This is a genomic window from Tsukamurella conjunctivitidis (genome assembly GCF_007858475.1).
In the GTDB taxonomy this organism is placed as follows: Bacteria; Actinomycetota; Actinomycetes; order Mycobacteriales; family Mycobacteriaceae; genus Tsukamurella; species Tsukamurella conjunctivitidis.
Genome location: NZ_VIGX01000002.1, coordinates 560807 through 576253, shown reverse-complemented (window position 1 = coordinate 576253; position 15447 = coordinate 560807). Strand labels below are relative to the sequence as shown.

Genomic DNA, 15447 nt, shown 5'->3' with positions numbered 1-15447 from the left:
GATGCCCGCAGCCACCGACCACATGAGCCTCAGCACGGCCGAGCAGGCCAAGCTCAGGGCCGAGCTCGACGCCGTCGTCGAGTGGATCGCCGAAGCTCTCGAGGAGACCGTCACCGGCCAGACCAGCCACCCGGCCGGCCCGCGCAGTCGCCGCGCCAAGAAGGGCAGCACCGAGGAGGACTCCTCGCTCCCGATGCACTGGCTCGCCTCCGACGTCGAGTGGGTCCTCGCCAACACGCTAAACGCGTGGATCACGCACGTGACGGCCAAACGGTTCATGACGCATCCCGGCCGCCTCGGCGTCTCAGCGGCCGCGAGATGGCTCAACACCGCCCGGCACGTCACCGGGCTCGCGCTCACCCCCGAGGGCCCGCAGGCGCTCGACGAGCTGTGCTACGCCATCGCCCAGGCCCGCCGCGTCGTCGACCGCCACGAGCAGCCCGGCTACGTCGGCGCGTGCCCGGTCTGCAAGGGAGACCTGTACGCCCGCCGCGGCGCCGAGAAGATCACCTGCCGCGAATGCGAGCGCGTCGTCACCACCCGGGCCGACAACGACCAGCGCATCGACGGCGAGCTCGACGGCCGCCTGTTCACCGCACCCGAGCTCGTCGACGTCGTCGAGGCGCGCCTCGGCATCAAGATCACCACCAAGACGATCCGCAACCTCGCGCGCTACCGGATCACCACCCACGGACAGGACCGCCGCGGGCATGCGCTCTACCGCTGCGGCGACGTACTCGACGCCCTCGCGGGCCGCGCAGGGTGACAACCGAAATCCCATGACCTGCACTGAGCCCTGCCCGTGCTACGCTAGCCGCGTCGGCGGAGAGTTGGACCAACCGCCAACCCGAGCCCCACGCGCCAAGCGCTGGGGCTCTCGTCGTCTCAGGAGCCGCAAGGGAGCACGCCCTTGAAGACCACGACGGCACGAGGCCTCGGCCATGCACACCAGCAGAACCGCAAGCGCCTCCTCGCAAGCCACCGCGACGGCGCACCCTGCTGGTGGTGCGGCAAGCCGATGTACCGCGACCCCGGTCGCAACTTCGACGGCGCCGCGCTCGAGGCCGATCACAGCCTCGCTCGCTCCCGCGGCGGACACCGCGCCGACCGACTCCTGCACATGACCTGCAACCGGCAACGCCAGGACGGCAGCCGCGACCACCTCCGGCCAGCCCTCACCGGACAACCCATCGACGGCACCTCCCCCGCCGCCGACGGCCTCTCGCCACGCCACCTCCACTGGCCCTGGTAGCCGAACCACAAGCCCCCCTTTGAAATCTCGAAGGGGAGCTCCGAGCTGACTGCCCCGGTAGCCAGGGATTTTTTTACGGCTGGCGATCGCGAAATCGGAAAATGTGCTCTGCCTGGGCGGATAGGTGCGGTTGATCATGGCGCTCGACGACGAATTCGGTACCGGCGGCGCCGCGTTGTGGGACGAGCTGCACGACGACCTGGACCCGGCCGACCTGACGGTGCTGATCCAGGAGGCGTGCCGCATCACGGACCGGCTCGACCGGCTGCACGCGGCGATTCAGGCGGACGGCATCATCGAACTGATTGAGCGGAGCGACGACGTCGTCGAGGTGAAGATCGACAACGCCCTCTCGGAGGCCCGGCAGCAGGCCGGCGCGCTGCAACGTCTGCTCGCCGACATCGCGAAGCGCAAGGGCGATGACGCCGAGGAGCCCGAGACCGATGGCCTCGTCGATCTCTGACCTGTTCCCGACGCTCACCGGGCGGCAGGAGCCGCACCACCTTTCGGTGACCCCGGGCGACACGTCGATGGGTGACAAGGCGATCGAGTTGAAGCGCCGCGTCGGTGTCGAGTCGATGCCGTGGCAGCGCCTCTCGCAGCAGGTGATCATGTCGACCACGCCGGCGGGCCGATGGACGCACCCGACGGTGTGCCTGATCTGCACTCGACAGAACGGCAAGTCGGAGATCCTGATCGACCGGTGCCTGTATGGGCTGTTCAAGCTGGACGAGACGATCCTCTACACCGCGCAGCGCTGGAAGACCGCGCGAGATGCCTGGCGCCGCATGATGAAGCTGATCAAGCGACGGCCGTGGCTCCGCAAGCACGTTGTGCGGCAGACCTGCTCGCAAGGTGAGGGCGTGATCGAGCTCGACACGGGCGCGCTGATCAGCTTCGGCACCCGCTCGGCTGACGCCGGCCGCGGCCTGACGGTGATCGACCTGATCATCTACGACGAGGCCTACAACCTGACGGACAGCGAGATCGCCGCGATGGCGTTCACGCAGATGGCGGCGGTGAACCCGCAGCGCATCTACGCCTCGTCGGCCGTGAATCAGGACCAGCACCCGAACGGCGCGGTCCTGGCCGCTGTTCGGCGCCGCGGCCTCGCGGGCGAGCCCCGGCTCGGCTTCCTCGAGTGGATGGCGCCGGACGATCCGGGGTGCTGCGCCGCGTGCGCGGCCGCCGGCGAGATGGATCGCGAGGACATCGCGACCGCCATGTACGCGAACCCGTCGTTCGGCGTGATCCAGACCGAGGAGAAGCTCCTCGACATCAAGGCGGACCTCTCCACCGAGGCGGGGCGCAAGTCGTACGACGTCGAGGCTCTCGGTCGCGGCGACTGGCCGGACGACGAGCTCGACAAGAAGCCCGCGATCGACCCCGAGGAGTGGGGCAAGCGCCGCGACGACGCCCCGGAGCCGGTCGGCAGCCCCGTGATCGGGCTCGTGCTCGCGCCGGACCGTCGGCACTGGGCGATCGTGGCTGGCCAGCACACCGACGCCGGCCGGATCCACGTCGAACTGGGCTCCTGGCGGCCGATGTCGCATGACGACGTCGTGCGGTACGTGTCCGCGGTGGTCACCGACTGGGATCCGGCGGCTGTGGTGCTCGACGCGAAGGGCCTGGCGAAGGTGATCGTGCCGAAGCTGCAGGCCGAGGGCATCGAACCGGAGTTGCTGAACACCCCGCAGGTCGCGGGGGCATGCGGCGGGTTCATCGACGACGTCGAGGACGGCGTGATCTCGCACTCGGGGCAGCCACTGCTGGACACCGCGGCGCGCGGCTTGACGCTCCGCGACCTACCGCAGGGGGATTTCGTCTTCGAGGCGACCACCGAGGCTGCGCCGATCGTCGCAGCGATGCTCGCCCGCGAGGGCGTGCTCCGCTTCGCGTCGAAACCGAAGCCTGCGCCTGCCTCCCCCGCTTTCCAGGCACCGCGGGCCACCGACGATGGTGCGCCCGGCGTGGACCTGCTGACCGTTGCTTTCTGAAACCCGAACCGCGAGAGGGAGGTGAGCCGAAGTGGCGAAGACCGCTAAGAAGCCGAAGCCCGCGACGCCCGCGTTCCGCGAGAAGGGCATGGTGGTGCCGCCGTCGGCGAACGGCTTCTCGCAGTGGGAGACCTTCGAGCAGGTCCCCGACCTGCAGTGGCCCGCGAGCGTGCGCACGTTCACGCGGATGGAGCGCGAAGACTCCCGCGTGAGCTCGCTGCTCTCCGCAATCAGCCTCCCGATCCGCCGCACGCCGTGGCGCATCGCCCAGGGCGGCGCCTCCGACGAGGTCACCGCCTTCGTGGCGCAGAATCTCGGCCTCCCGATCGACGGCGCGGGTGATGAGCCGCTGTCGACGCGCACCCGCGGCCGGTTCAGCTTCCCGCAACACCTGATGTGGGCGCTGACCTGCAACCAGTACGGGCACGCGGTGTTCGAGCAGGTCTACCGCACCGACGACGCCGGCATGATCTGGCTGCACAAGCTCGCGCCGCGCCCGCAGCGCACGATCTCGCAGTGGAACGTCGCCGAATCCGGCGCGCTCCTGTCGATCCAGCAGTGGGCGCCGACGACCGGCGGGCCGGTGCTGTACGCCGGCGCCGCGTCGGGCACGCCCAGCGAGATCCCCGTCGACCGCCTCGTGGTCTACACCCGCGACATGGAGCCGGGGTTCTGGATCGGCCGGTCGCTGCTGCGCCCGTCGTTCAAGCACTGGCTCCTCAAGGACGAGCTCCTGCGGATCCAGGCGACGTCGATCCGCCGCAACGGCATGGGCGTCCCGGTGGCGACCGGCGCACCGAACGCGAGCGATGAGGACCTCGAGAAGCTGCGGAAGATGGCGTCCGCGTACCGCGTCGGCGAGCAGGCCGGCGCCGCGCTGCCCTACGAAGCGAAGCTCGAACTCCTCGGCGTGCAGGGCAACATGCCCGACACCGCGCGGGCGATCGAGTACCACGACCAGATGATCGCGATCGCCGGTCTCGCGCACTTCCTGAACCTCGCCGGCGGCGGCTCCTACGCGCTCGCGTCCGTGCAGGCGGACGTGTTCGCGCAGTCGACGAACACGCACGCCGAGATGGTCCGGGACGTGTTCAACGCGCACGTCATCGAGGACCTCGTCGACGTGAACTGGGGGCCGGACGAGGCCGCGCCACGCCTGATCTTCGACGCGATCGGCTCGCAGCAGGACGCGACCGCCGCCGCGGTGGTCCAGCTCGTCCAGGCCGGCGTGCTGTCGCCCGATTCCGTGCTCGCGCAGTCGATGAAGCAGCGGATGGGCCTCCCGTCCGCGCCTGAGCTCGCGCCACTCGGTGCCGAGGCGGTGCCGGCGGCGGTGTCGGCGTCCCGCGCGCCCCGCAAGACGCTCGCGCGCGCCGGATCGGCCGCTGCAGCCGAGCAGGGCGCGCTGTGGTGACCGCGCGGCCCGCCCTGTCGAACGTCCCGGGCGTCGAACTCGCCCGCACCGGCCAGTGGTCCGCCTCGACGGGCGTCTCCACCATCACCCGCGACGACCTGACCGCCGCGGTGGCCGCGATGGACTGCCCCGCGGTGCGCGACCCGATCATCAAGCTCGGGCACACCGACCCGCGGTTCGACGGCGAGCCCGCGTTCGGCCGGATCACGAACCTGTCGGTCCGCAACGCCTGTTCGCTGGTCGGCGACCTGACCGGGATGCCCGGCTGGCTCGGCCCGATCCTCGCCTCGGCGTACCCCTCGCGGTCGATCGAGGGCGAGTGGAACCACCGCTGCGCCGTCGGCCACGTCCACTCGTTCGTCATCACAGGCCTCGCGCTGCTCGGCATCACCGAGCCCGCGATCGGGTCGCTCGCCCCGCTCGACGACATCGCCGCGATGTGGGCCGACGACTACCAGCCCGCCCTGCCCGCCCAGATGAAGGGATCCGCCATGGGTAAGACCATCGCCGCGGCCGCGACCGTCGAGGACATCCGGCGCGCCTACTACGACCGCGAGCAGAACTACGACCTGTGGATCGAGGAGATCCAGCTCGCGCCGCTGCAGCTCATCGTCGTCAACGACGCCGACGGCACCCGCGCGCGCATCGCCGTGACCGTCGATCCGGAGCAGGACGGCGACGCCGCGATCACGTTCGGCGAGCCAGTGCCCGTCGTCGTCCGCTACGACGACGTCGCCGCGCCGGCGGCCAGCGAAGGCGGCCAGCAGGTCGCCGCATCCAAGCTTCGGTTCGCGTCGCGGACTGAATCCCGGCCCGCGCAGCGGGCCACGACAGAAGGAGAAACCATGGCACAGCGCATTGCTGCCGCCGAGGCTTCCGGCGACGCGACCAGCGGCGGGGGCCTGACCGACGACCAGAAGGCGAAGCTCCGCGAGGTGCTCGGCCTCACGGACGCCGCCGACGACGCGACCTTCGCGGCCGCCCTCGAGGCGCTCGTGAAGAAGGCGCAGGCCGACGCCGGCGAGGACGCCGCGGACGGCGGCGCCGACGAGGGCACCGAGGCCGCGCCCGCGGACCCCGCCCCGGCCGACGGTGCGCCCGAGGAGGACCCGGCCAAGAAGAAGGTCGCCGCCTCCACCGCCACGCAGGCCCCGGAGACGGTGACCGTCGACGCCGAGCAGTGGAACCAGGTCCAGCAGTTCATGGCCTCGGCCCGCCAGCGCGAGGAGGCCGATCAGGTCAAGCGCGCCGACGACATGGTCGACGCCGCGTTCCGGGCCGGGAAGATCGGCAAGCCGTCCGTGGCCGCGTACAAGGGCATGGCCCGCAGCGACTACGAGGGCACCAAGAAGGTCCTCGACACCCTCGCCGCCTCGTCGGCGTTCCCCGTCAGCGAGCTCGGCCACAGCGTCGACGTCGCCGACGCCCCCGAAGACGTCCGCGATAACGCGGCCTACAAGGCCTGGGAGGTCTGATCATGTCCGGCATCGCACAGTTCACGCAGGGCGGCCCCCGCACCTTCGTCCCGGCCAGCGGCGAGGTCATCCTCGGCGGCCAGCTCGTCGAGGCTCGCGGTAGCGGGCGCATCGGTGTCGCCGCCGCCGGGTCCGCGAAGGTCCTCGGCGTCGCGCTCACCGACGCCGTCGCCCCGGAGGGCTTCCCGCCCGCCAACACCACCGACGCGCTCGGCCGCCCGGTCGTCTCGGCCGTCCCGATCCCGACCTCCGTCGCCGTCGCCTACGCGGGCACCGAGGTCAAGGTGAAGTACAGCGCCGCGGCGAACTTCGGCGACAAGCTCGTCGCGACCGCGACCGGCACCGTCGCCCCGGCGGCCGCCACCCCCGACGCCCGCACCATCGTCGGCGTCTGCACCGAAGAGTCCGGCGTCGCGGCCAACGCGACCGGCCTGATCCGGCTCGCCTGAGCCCTCACGAAAGGACAACACGCACATGGCTACCAGCATCGTGAGCGTCTCCGACGGGTCGCGCTTCACCGTCTCCGACCTCATCAAGCAGCCCCTCTTCGTTCCGACGAAGCTCAAGGAGCTGATGGAGAACCAGTTCATCAGCGAGGCGCTGTTCCGCAACGCGGGCGCCAACCCCGCGGGCGTCGTCGCCTATCGCGAAGGCGATCCGACGTTCCTCGACCGCGACGTCCAGGAGATCGCCGAGTTCGGCGAGATCCCCGTCGCGACGGGCGAGCTCGGCCTGCCCCGCACGGCGTTCGCCGTGAAGAAGGCGCTCGGCATCCGCGTCTCCAAGGAGATGATCGACGAGAACAACGTCGACGCGGTGAACAAGCAGATGACCGGTCTGCGCAACACGTTCATCCGCGCGAACGACCGCTCCGCGAAGGCGCTGCTGCAGTCCAACGCGGTGCCGACCATGCCGGTGTCGGCCGGGTGGGACACCACGAACGGCAAGCCGCGCACGGACATCGTCCGCGCCATCGAGAAGGTGTCGACCGCCGCGCCGGCCGAGGCCACCGCCGACGAGTACTACGGCTTCCAGCCCGACACCCTCGTCGTGCACCCGGGCCTGCTCGCCACGCTGATGGACAACGAGCAGATCCTCAAGGTGTTCAACGGCAACGTGGCGGGCGAGTCGATCGCCTACACCGGCGCGATCCCCGGCCAGCTCCTCGGCCTCAACGTGATCCAGTCCCGCACGTTCCCGATCGACAAGGCGCTCATCCTCGAGCGCGGCACCGTCGGCTTCTACAGCGACACCCGTCCGCTGCAGTTCACCGCCCTCTACCCGGAGGGCAACGGCCCGAACGGCGGCGCGCGGGAGACGTGGCGCTCGGACGCCTCGCACAAGCGCGCCCTCGGCCTCGACCAGCCGAAGGCCGCGATCTGGCTGACCGGGCTGGTGACCCCGTGACCCAGTACCGGCTGGCTGCCCTCGAGTGGTGGCAGGAGGTCGACCACACCACCGTGTGTGACGCCTGCGGCGCGCGCGGCGAGCGGCAGGTCGAGACCATCCGGCACCGTCAAGGCGACGTGGTCGACGTCGACGGTGCGGACGAGGCCCGGCTGCTCGCGGCCGGCGCGCTCGCGCCGCTCGAGGACGAGCCGGCCGACGACTCGGACGACGACGCCGGCCAGGGCGACGCTGATGCCTCGGGCGCCGACGGGGACGACGCCGGTGCGGAGACCCCGCCCGCCGACGCCACCGACTCGGGCGACCAGCCCGCCGAGGTGCCCGACAGCGACGGGCCGGTCGGGACCGTCGAGTCCGGCCTGATCTCGGCCGAGGTCGAGAAGCCCAAGAAGGCCGCTCCGGTCGATGACTGGCGTGCCTACGCTGTCGCGCAGGGGCTCGACGCCGAGGACGTCGCCAAGATGAGCAAGGTCGACCTGATCGCCAAGGTCGGCGGCTGATGTCCGCGTTCGCCAACTCGGGCGAGCTCGCCGCCCAGTGGCGGACGCTGTCCACCGCGGAGAGCGCCGCGGTCGACTCCTACCTCGAGTCGGCCGCGGTGCTCATCCGCGACGCCTTCGAACTCGCCTACGGCACCCGCGACGTGCCCGCCGACCGGCTCCCGGCGGCGAAGACGGTGTCGCTCGACATCGCGAAGACCGCGCTCACGACCGGCACCTACGCGGGGCACCTCGTGTACGGACGCACCGAAGGCCCGCGCGCGAAGTCCGGCACCCTCGCCGCCGCGGGCGGCAGCCTCACGCTGCTGCCCTGGCACCGCGAGCTGCTCGGCCTGCCGGTCAACCCCGAGCCGCGCTACAACTTCCCGGTCGGGGACTACTGATGCTCGGCACCGAGACCGTCGGTTTCACTCGCTCGCTGGGCGATGACGACGACGGGAACCCGACCCCCGGCCCGTCGTGGAACGTCGAGCGCTGCAACGTTCAGTCGGGCAGCGGATCCGAGCAGATCGCCGTCGACCGCAACGCGGCGGCGCAGACCCTCACGATCTACCTGCCCGTCGGTGCACCTGCCGTCGATCACCGCGTCACCCTCACGGTCCGCGGGCTGTCCGGGTGGCGGATCATCGGCGACCCCCTCGAGCTCGTCTCCGACGAGGGCGACCCGGACCTCGCCGGCTGGGTCCTCATCGTCACCCGCGGGAAGGGCTGACCGATGACCGTCCGCGTCCAGGTCGACCCGATGCCCGCCATGCGGGACTGGCTGCGCGCCAACATGCCCGCCGCCGGGTGGGTCCGCGCGACCCTCCCGACCGACTGGACACCGAAGGCCGCGGCCGGCGTCATCCTCTCGGACGACGGCGGCCCCGCCGAGTACCCGATCCGCACGACCCACACCGTGCGGATCACCGCGTGGGGCGGCGACAAGACGACAGTGCGCGACCTCGCCGCCGAGGCCGCGGGGCGGCTCGTCGACGGCCGGCCGCCCGGGATCGTCCACACGTCGAAGCGCGCGAGCGCCGTGCTCGACGCCCGCGACCAAGGGACGGGCGCCTACCTCGCGTCGGTGCTCATCACCTCCCAGGCGCGAATGAAGGATCTGTGATGGCTGACCCGAAGTTCAAGCTCGACAAGCGCGGTGGCGCCGAGGTGCTCAAGCAGCTCGCCGCCGAGCAGATCAACGCGCTCGCCCGTCAGATCGCCGCCCAGGCCGGCCCCGACGCCGAGGTCGAGCCGTACACGACGGACCGCGCCGCGGCGTCGGTGTCCGTTCCCGCCGACCAGCAAGCCGCTGACGGCGTCCTCACGCGTGCCGCCTCCGCGGCAGGCGTCGAGGTGCGGTTCAAGTAGCCGCACCCCGCCCAGTTGTCCCCTGACCCCCACCGCCGGTGGGGGTTTCGTTATCCCCTTGAAGGAGGGAAACCCCCATGGCCGAGAATCCCGACGCCACACAGATCCCCGACAAGGCGGAGGTGTGGATCGCCCTGGCGACCGCCGGCACCGCCATCGACCCGGACATGATCCCCGACGGTCCGGACGACGACCTCGAAGCCCTCGGCTGGGACTTCGTCGGTCTCATCGACGCCGCGAAGGGCATCCCCCTCTCGCCGTCGGGCGAGCTCAAGGAGTACGACGCGTTCGGCCGCCCGCGGTTCCGCGTCAAGTTCAAGAAGGGCAAGCTGTCCACCGGCTTCACGGCGCTCGAGCTGGTCAATCCGGTGGTGCGCAAGATCGTGCTCCCCGGGTCGGCGCCGAACAAGATCGGCGCACCGAAGGACGTGCAGATCTTCGTGCTGTACCGGTACGTCGACGAGGCCACCACGCAGGGCCAGATCGTGTGGTGCTCGCTGACGAAGGCACCGGTGCAGCTCAAGAGCCACAGCGGCATCATCGACGGCGAGCTCGCGTCCGCCGAGATCGAGATCGCGCACACCACCGACGGCGCCGGCGACATCTTCATCGTGGTCGACGGCACCACGGACGATGTCGAGAAGACGTTCACCATCGCGGCCGGCGTCACCGAGTACACCGCCACCGTCGGCGCGGACACCACGACCGCGATCACCACGAAGACCGCGACGGCGCTGCAGACCGCGCTCCGCGCCCTCGCCTCGGTGCAGGCGCTCCCCACGCCCGGCGTCACCGTCACCGGCCCGTCGGGCGGCCCGCTCGTCGCGACCTTCACCGGCCCCGTGGGCACCGTGTCCGCGACCGGAACGGGCGGCACCGTCGGCGTCGCCTGACCCACCGATCGTCGGTCCGCGCCGTAGGTTCCTCCCTCGGCGCGGCGCGGGCCGGCTTCACCACTCCTCGCCGAGGGAGACGATGCCGAGGGAGGCACAGTCATGTCCGAGAACGATTCCAAGATTCCCGCCCACGCCCCGCAGCCGCAGGACCACAAGAAGAAGAAGTCCGACGCGGCACGCGAGGCCGAGGCGAACGGCGGGTTCGTCGACATCGAGTACAAGGGCCTCGAGCTGCGGGTGCCCGTCCGCGGCAAGGTGCCGCTCAAGGCGCTGATGGCGTTCAAGCGCGGCGACGAGTTCGAGGGCACGCGCATCCTGTTCGGCGATGAGCAGTGGGAGGCATTCCTCGAGACCGACCCGCTCGCCGAGGACTTCAACGCCATCGGCACCTTGATCCGGGAGGCCGCGGGAAACTAGACCGCCTCGCGCTCCTGCTCGTCGAGCATGGGGACGACATCGAGGCGGATCTCCTGCACTACTACCAGGTCGACCTGCTCGACCTGTACCGAACCGAACTGTCGCCCAGGCGGCTCGACCTGCTGATCACGGACCTGTTGAAGCGCCCGGACTCCTCGCTGGTCCGGGAGCTCAACGAGGGCCGCCCCGGGTGGTCGCAGACCGACCACCTGCTCGCCGACCTCTGGGCGATCACCGTCCGCGCAAACAGCACCGCGGACAGCACCCCCGATCATCCCGTGCGCGCCCTCATGGAAGCGCGCGCACGCGCCGCCGAGAAGGCCGCGCGCACCAGCGAACTCGTCGACCGCTTCCGGCGGCTCAAGAACAGGTACAAGACCAGAAGGGAGACGTCTTGACGTCCATCGGGTACGCCACGCTGCAGATCATCCCTTCCCTCGACGGTGTCTCCGCGGCTGTGCAACGCAGCCTCGGCAGCGTCCTCCCCGGCATCGGTCGCGCCGCCGGCCGCAGCCTCGGCGAAGACCTCGCCGCCGGCGTCGACCAGGCCAAGACGAAGGTCGAGACCGCCTCGGCGAAGATCGTCGCCGCGAACAAGAAGGTCGAGGACCAGGCCGGGAAGGTCCGCGTCGCCGAGCAGCAGCTACAGGCTCTCCGCGACCGCGGCGTCACCGACGCCGGGCGTCTCGCCGCCGCCGAGGAGAAGGTCGCCGCGGCGCAACGCAACCACACCGCCGCGCTCGGGCAGCAGGAGAACGCGACCCGCGACCTGCAGGTTGCGCGGCAGCGGCTCGCGACCGCCCGCGCCGAGTCGGCCAACGCCGCCCAGAACGAGGGCGAGCAGACCCGCCGGTTCGCGGGCGCCGTCGACACCGTCGGGCAGAAGGCCGGCGGCGCGATCGGGAACCTCAAGAACCTCGCCGTCGCGGCTGCCGGCATCGGATCGGCGATGGAGATCGCCTCGGCCTCGATGGACATGCAGGGCGCCACTGCGAAGATGAATGCGTCCCTCGGTGCGACGGGGCCGCTGGCCGAGGAGTACGGCAAGACCGCCGCGTCGCTGTACGGCAAGGGCTTCGGCGACTCCATGGAGGACGTCACCAAGGCCGTCGAGTCCGTCGCGACGACGTTCCCCACGCTCGGCGCCGAGGGTGAAGTCGCCATGGACAAGGCCGCCGGGCGCGCCCTGAACCTGGCGAAGGTCTTCGACATCGACGTCGCCGAGGCCTCGCAGACCGCGTCGCAGCTCATCACGAACGGGCTCGCGAAGGACAGCACGCAGGCGATGGACATGCTCACCGCCGCGATGCAGCGTGTGCCCGCCGCGATGCGCGGCGAGCTCCCCGAGGTGCTCAACGAGTACGGCAAGCACTTCCAGACGTTCGGTCTGTCCGGTGAGGCCGCGATGGGCCTCATCGTCGACATGGCGCCGCAGGGGAAGATCGCGCTCGACAAGACCGGCGACGCGATCAAGGAGCTGTCGATCCGCGCGACCGACGGGTCGAAGTCGACGACGGCCGCGTTCAAGGCCATCAAGGTCGACGGCGACGCCATGGCGAAGGCCATCGCGTCCGGCGGGCCGCAGTCGCAGGCCGCGATGCAGGACATCGCGAAGGGGCTCCTTTCGATCCAGGATCCCGCGGAGCGCGCGCAGCAGGCGATCGCCCTGTTCGGCACCCCGCTCGAGGATCTCGGCGTCGACAAGGTCCCGCAGTTCCTCACCGCCCTGTCGGGGTCGTCGAAGTCGATGACCGACACCGCGGGCGCCGCCGACCAGCTCGGCGAGACGCTCAACGACACCGCGCAGTCGAAGCTGACCGCGCTGAGCCGCGGGATCCAGACCGGCCTGATCGAAGGCCTCGGCTCCGCGATCGGGTTCATCCAGGACAACAAGCAGCTCCTCGGCGACCTCGGGATCGCGGCGGGCGTCGCGGGCGGCGCGCTGCTCCTCATGGCGGGCCCGGCTGTGCTGACCGCGATCAAGACGATGGTCACTTCGACCCGGCTGTGGACCGCGGGGCAGTGGCTCCTCAACGCCGCGCTGAGCGCGAACCCGATCGGCATCGTGGTCACCGCGATCGGTGCGCTCGTCGCCGGCATCGTCATCGCCTACCGCAACAGCGAGACCTTCCGCGACATCGTCGCCGGTGCGTGGAACTGGATCAAGGACGCCGCGTCGGCGGTCGTCTCGTGGTTCACCGACACGGCGTGGCCGTTCCTGCAGGGCGTCATCGACAACATCGCGGGGAAGTGGCAGTGGCTCGTCGCAGTCGCGGGCGAGGTGTGGTCCGGGATCCGCGACAAGTTCACGGGCATCGTAGATTTCGTCGGCTCGCTGCCCTCGAAGATCAGCGAGAAGACGCGCAACATGTGGGACGGCCTGAAAGATGCCTTCCGTGGTGCGCTGAACTGGATCATCGAGAAGTGGAACTCGTTCCGCATCGAGGCGAAGATCCCCGACAGCATCCCGATCATCGGCGGCAAGGGCTTCACCCTCGACACCCCGGACATCCCGCTGTTCGCCGAGGGCGGGTGGACCGGACCGGGCGGCAAGTTCGACGTCGCCGGCGTCGTCCACGCCGACGAGTTCGTGCTGTCGAAGCGCGCCCGCGGGGCGATCGAGGGCACCAACCCCGGGCTGCTCGACTTCATGAACGCAACCGGGAAGGTCCCCGGGTACGCCGAGGGCGGCCGTGTACAGACTGCGGAGGGGCTCAACCCCGGCGCGGACTACCTGCGCACGCTGATCATGAAGAAGTGGCCCGAGATCACCACGATCGGAGGCCGACGAGCCGAGGACGGCTACGGCGAGCACAGCTCGGGCAACGCGCTCGACATCATGATCCCGAACTACGCGACCGCGCAGGGCAAGGCGCTCGGCGACGCGGTGCTCGCCTTCCTGCAGAAGAACGCGGCCGCTATCGACCTCAACGGGGTGATCTGGCAGCAGGCCAGCTTCGGCTACGGCGGATCGCTCGACAGCGGCAAGCCGATGGACTCCCGCGGCTCGGACACGCAGAACCACATGGACCACCTGCACGTGATCCTCGGTAAGGGGCGCGGTTCCGGGGCTGCAGCGACCGCGATCCCGACCGGGCTCGAAGGCGCCGCCGATACTCCCACCACGACGGACACGGGGTCGGGCACGTCTCCGATCTCCGCGGCGGCCAGCACCACCAGCACGTCGACCGCCGACTACACCGGGCTCACCGGTGACGCCCTCAAGACCAAGTACGACGAGGACACCGAGGCGGCGAAAAAGGAATACGACTCCGCGCTCGACGCGCTCAAGGCGAAGTACGGCATCGGCGGCGGCTCGTCGGACCTCTCCGACCGGTCCCGCGATCTCGCCAAGCGCAAGCGCGACCTCGCCGCGCAGTACCGCGCCGACAAGGACGCCGCGAAGGGCGACAAGGACAAGCTCAAGCAGCTCGCCGACGCCTACACCGCAGCGTCGAACGCCCTCAAGGACGAGGGCGACAAGCTCGCCGACGACAAGGACTCCGCGTCGTCGAAGAAGACTGGCGACAAGGCCGCGTACGACGCCGCGAAGGACGACCTCGACGCGAAGTTCAAGGCCGCCACCGACGCCCGAAAGAAGGCCTACGAGGCAGCGAAGAGCGGAAGCAAGGGCTCCGGGGACAGCAAGACCGGATCGGGCAGCTACCCGACGACGATCTCCGGGTGGGCCGGATTCATCGGCGAACACTTCGTCGGCGGCCAGATCAAGTCACTGCTGTCCGTGTTCGGGATCCCCGACAATCCGAGCTGGATGCAGGGTCTCGGCCAGCTCGTCGGCGGGATCAAGGTCTCCGACAAGAGCGGCAAATCGCTTTTCGACGGGTCGAACCCACTCGCCGCGCTGACCGGAGCGGTCGACGGCAAGACGACCACCCCCGCCAAGGCCTCGCCCAGCACCGGCACCGGCACCGATGAGAAGACCGTGATGCCAGGCGGCGCGCTGCCCCTCGTCGGCCAGCAGGCGACCCCCGCCGAGCCCGCCAGCCCGGCAACGCAGACCGTGTCGGCACCTGCCGCGAAGTACAAGGGCGGCAGCCAGCCGATCTACGACGCGGTCTACAAGGAGTTCCGCGCCGCCGGGTTCACCGACGCTATGTGGCCCGACTTCGTGAACATCGAGAACAACGAGGCCGCATGGGACCCCGAGGCACGTAACCCACGTTCGGACGCCTACGGCTTCGCGCAGTTCCTCGGCAAGGGCAACGTCGACAAGTACCTCGGCGGCCAGAACCGAAACGTCCCCGTCGACGTGCAGGCCAAGGGGATGATGCAATACCTCAAGGACCGGTACGAGAACCCCACCAAGGCCTGGGAGTTCTGGCAGAAGAACGGCTGGTACGCCGAAGGCGGGCACACCGGCCCCGGCGGCAAGTACGACATCGCCGGCATCGTCCACGCCGACGAGTTCGTGCTCTCCAAGTGGGCGCGCGGCTCCATCGAGCGCAAGGCGCCCGGGCTCCTCGACCGCATGAACGCGACCGGGCAGGTCCCCGGTTACGCCGAGGGCGGCCGCGTCGGGTTCTCGCTGGACTGGACCGACATCGCCCGCCGCGGCATGGACGTCGCGATGGCGACGGTCCAGGGGCAGACCGGGAAGAAACTCCCCGCCGGCGGGCAGGTCGTCTACAACATCGCGGCCCGGGACACCGAGGACGCATTCATCCGTGCACAGCGGCAAGAGAAAGAGCGTGCCGCAGCGAAGCTTTCGAGGTTCTGAC

Annotated in this window: 17 protein-coding genes; all 17 read left to right on the top strand. The window is 70.3% G+C overall.

Annotated features, from left to right (window positions below; translation table 11 throughout):
- Position 1: 1 nt before the first annotated feature.
- The 17 genes from FK530_RS06855 (at position 2) to FK530_RS06770 (ending at position 15446) form a co-directional block, all read left to right on the top strand.
- A complete protein-coding gene (locus FK530_RS06855) occupies positions 2–766 on the top strand; it encodes a hypothetical protein (RefSeq protein ID WP_146486247.1) in 765 nt (254 codons plus the stop codon).
- Positions 767–910: 144 nt separating this feature from the next.
- Positions 911–1252: an HNH endonuclease gene (locus FK530_RS06850; protein ID WP_146486246.1), complete on the top strand. Its 342-nt coding sequence runs from the start codon at positions 911–913 to the stop codon at positions 1250–1252.
- A gap of 136 nt (positions 1253–1388) precedes the next feature.
- A complete protein-coding gene (locus FK530_RS06845; RefSeq protein WP_146486245.1) occupies positions 1389–1715 on the top strand; it encodes a hypothetical protein in 327 nt (108 codons plus the stop codon).
- Positions 1696–3249 (top strand): hypothetical protein, encoded by a 1554-nt coding sequence (locus FK530_RS06840; protein WP_191834073.1) that lies wholly within the window; start codon positions 1696–1698, stop codon positions 3247–3249. The genes FK530_RS06845 and FK530_RS06840 overlap by 20 nt, the downstream gene beginning before the upstream one ends.
- A gap of 88 nt (positions 3250–3337) precedes the next feature.
- Complete coding sequence (locus tag FK530_RS06835; RefSeq protein ID WP_146486329.1) at positions 3338–4663, top strand: phage portal protein family protein; 1326 nt, start codon at positions 3338–3340, stop codon at positions 4661–4663.
- Complete coding sequence (locus tag FK530_RS06830) at positions 4660–6138, top strand: phage protease (RefSeq protein ID WP_146486244.1); 1479 nt, start codon at positions 4660–4662, stop codon at positions 6136–6138. The genes FK530_RS06835 and FK530_RS06830 overlap by 4 nt, the downstream gene beginning before the upstream one ends.
- Positions 6139–6140: 2 nt before the next feature.
- Complete coding sequence (locus FK530_RS06825) at positions 6141–6587, top strand: hypothetical protein (protein ID WP_068524336.1); 447 nt, start codon at positions 6141–6143, stop codon at positions 6585–6587.
- 25 nt (positions 6588–6612) lie between these two features.
- The gene (locus tag FK530_RS06820) at positions 6613–7545 is read left to right on the top strand and encodes a phage major capsid protein (RefSeq protein WP_146486243.1); all 933 of its coding nucleotides are present in this window, start codon (positions 6613–6615) and stop codon (positions 7543–7545) included.
- The gene (locus tag FK530_RS26875; protein WP_158645039.1) at positions 7542–8045 is read left to right on the top strand and encodes a hypothetical protein; all 504 of its coding nucleotides are present in this window, start codon (positions 7542–7544) and stop codon (positions 8043–8045) included. The genes FK530_RS06820 and FK530_RS26875 overlap by 4 nt, the downstream gene beginning before the upstream one ends.
- Positions 8045–8428, top strand: coding sequence for a hypothetical protein (locus FK530_RS06805; RefSeq protein WP_146486240.1), 384 nt, complete (start codon positions 8045–8047; stop codon positions 8426–8428). Before FK530_RS26875 ends, FK530_RS06805 begins: the two co-directional genes overlap by 1 nt.
- Positions 8428–8757: a hypothetical protein gene (locus tag FK530_RS06800; protein ID WP_146486239.1), complete on the top strand. Its 330-nt coding sequence runs from the start codon at positions 8428–8430 to the stop codon at positions 8755–8757. The genes FK530_RS06805 and FK530_RS06800 overlap by 1 nt, the downstream gene beginning before the upstream one ends.
- A gap of 3 nt (positions 8758–8760) precedes the next feature.
- On the top strand, positions 8761–9150 hold the full coding sequence (locus FK530_RS06795; RefSeq protein ID WP_146486238.1) for a hypothetical protein: 390 nt from the start codon (positions 8761–8763) through the stop codon (positions 9148–9150).
- Positions 9150–9395: a hypothetical protein gene (locus FK530_RS06790; RefSeq protein WP_223120212.1), complete on the top strand. Its 246-nt coding sequence runs from the start codon at positions 9150–9152 to the stop codon at positions 9393–9395. The genes FK530_RS06795 and FK530_RS06790 overlap by 1 nt, the downstream gene beginning before the upstream one ends.
- A gap of 77 nt (positions 9396–9472) precedes the next feature.
- Positions 9473–10288, top strand: a complete 816-nt coding sequence (locus tag FK530_RS06785; protein ID WP_146486236.1) for a hypothetical protein — start codon at positions 9473–9475, stop codon at positions 10286–10288.
- A 102-nt stretch (positions 10289–10390) separates the two neighbouring features.
- Entirely contained in the window at positions 10391–10708 is a 318-nt protein-coding gene (locus FK530_RS06780) for an adenylosuccinate synthase (RefSeq protein ID WP_231706519.1), read from the top strand.
- Between the two features lie 137 nt (positions 10709–10845).
- Positions 10846–11106, top strand: coding sequence for a hypothetical protein (locus tag FK530_RS06775; protein ID WP_146486235.1), 261 nt, complete (start codon positions 10846–10848; stop codon positions 11104–11106).
- Complete coding sequence (locus FK530_RS06770; protein ID WP_146486234.1) at positions 11103–15446, top strand: aggregation-promoting factor C-terminal-like domain-containing protein; 4344 nt, start codon at positions 11103–11105, stop codon at positions 15444–15446. Before FK530_RS06775 ends, FK530_RS06770 begins: the two co-directional genes overlap by 4 nt.
- The last annotated feature ends 1 nt before the right edge of the window (position 15447 follow it).

Coding starts and splice junctions, on each gene's coding strand:
- FK530_RS06855 (WP_146486247.1), top strand. CDS start 2: ATGCCCGCAGCCACCGACCACATGAGCCTCAGCACGGCCGAGCAGGCC.
- FK530_RS06845 (WP_146486245.1), top strand. CDS start 1,389: ATGGCGCTCGACGACGAATTCGGTACCGGCGGCGCCGCGTTGTGGGAC.
- FK530_RS06840 (WP_191834073.1), top strand. CDS start 1,696: ATGGCCTCGTCGATCTCTGACCTGTTCCCGACGCTCACCGGGCGGCAG.
- FK530_RS06835 (WP_146486329.1), top strand. CDS start 3,338: ATGGTGGTGCCGCCGTCGGCGAACGGCTTCTCGCAGTGGGAGACCTTC.
- FK530_RS06825 (WP_068524336.1), top strand. CDS start 6,141: ATGTCCGGCATCGCACAGTTCACGCAGGGCGGCCCCCGCACCTTCGTC.
- FK530_RS06820 (WP_146486243.1), top strand. CDS start 6,613: ATGGCTACCAGCATCGTGAGCGTCTCCGACGGGTCGCGCTTCACCGTC.
- FK530_RS06805 (WP_146486240.1), top strand. CDS start 8,045: ATGTCCGCGTTCGCCAACTCGGGCGAGCTCGCCGCCCAGTGGCGGACG.
- FK530_RS06800 (WP_146486239.1), top strand. CDS start 8,428: ATGCTCGGCACCGAGACCGTCGGTTTCACTCGCTCGCTGGGCGATGAC.
- FK530_RS06795 (WP_146486238.1), top strand. CDS start 8,761: ATGACCGTCCGCGTCCAGGTCGACCCGATGCCCGCCATGCGGGACTGG.
- FK530_RS06790 (WP_223120212.1), top strand. CDS start 9,150: ATGGCTGACCCGAAGTTCAAGCTCGACAAGCGCGGTGGCGCCGAGGTG.
- FK530_RS06785 (WP_146486236.1), top strand. CDS start 9,473: ATGGCCGAGAATCCCGACGCCACACAGATCCCCGACAAGGCGGAGGTG.
- FK530_RS06780 (WP_231706519.1), top strand. CDS start 10,391: ATGTCCGAGAACGATTCCAAGATTCCCGCCCACGCCCCGCAGCCGCAG.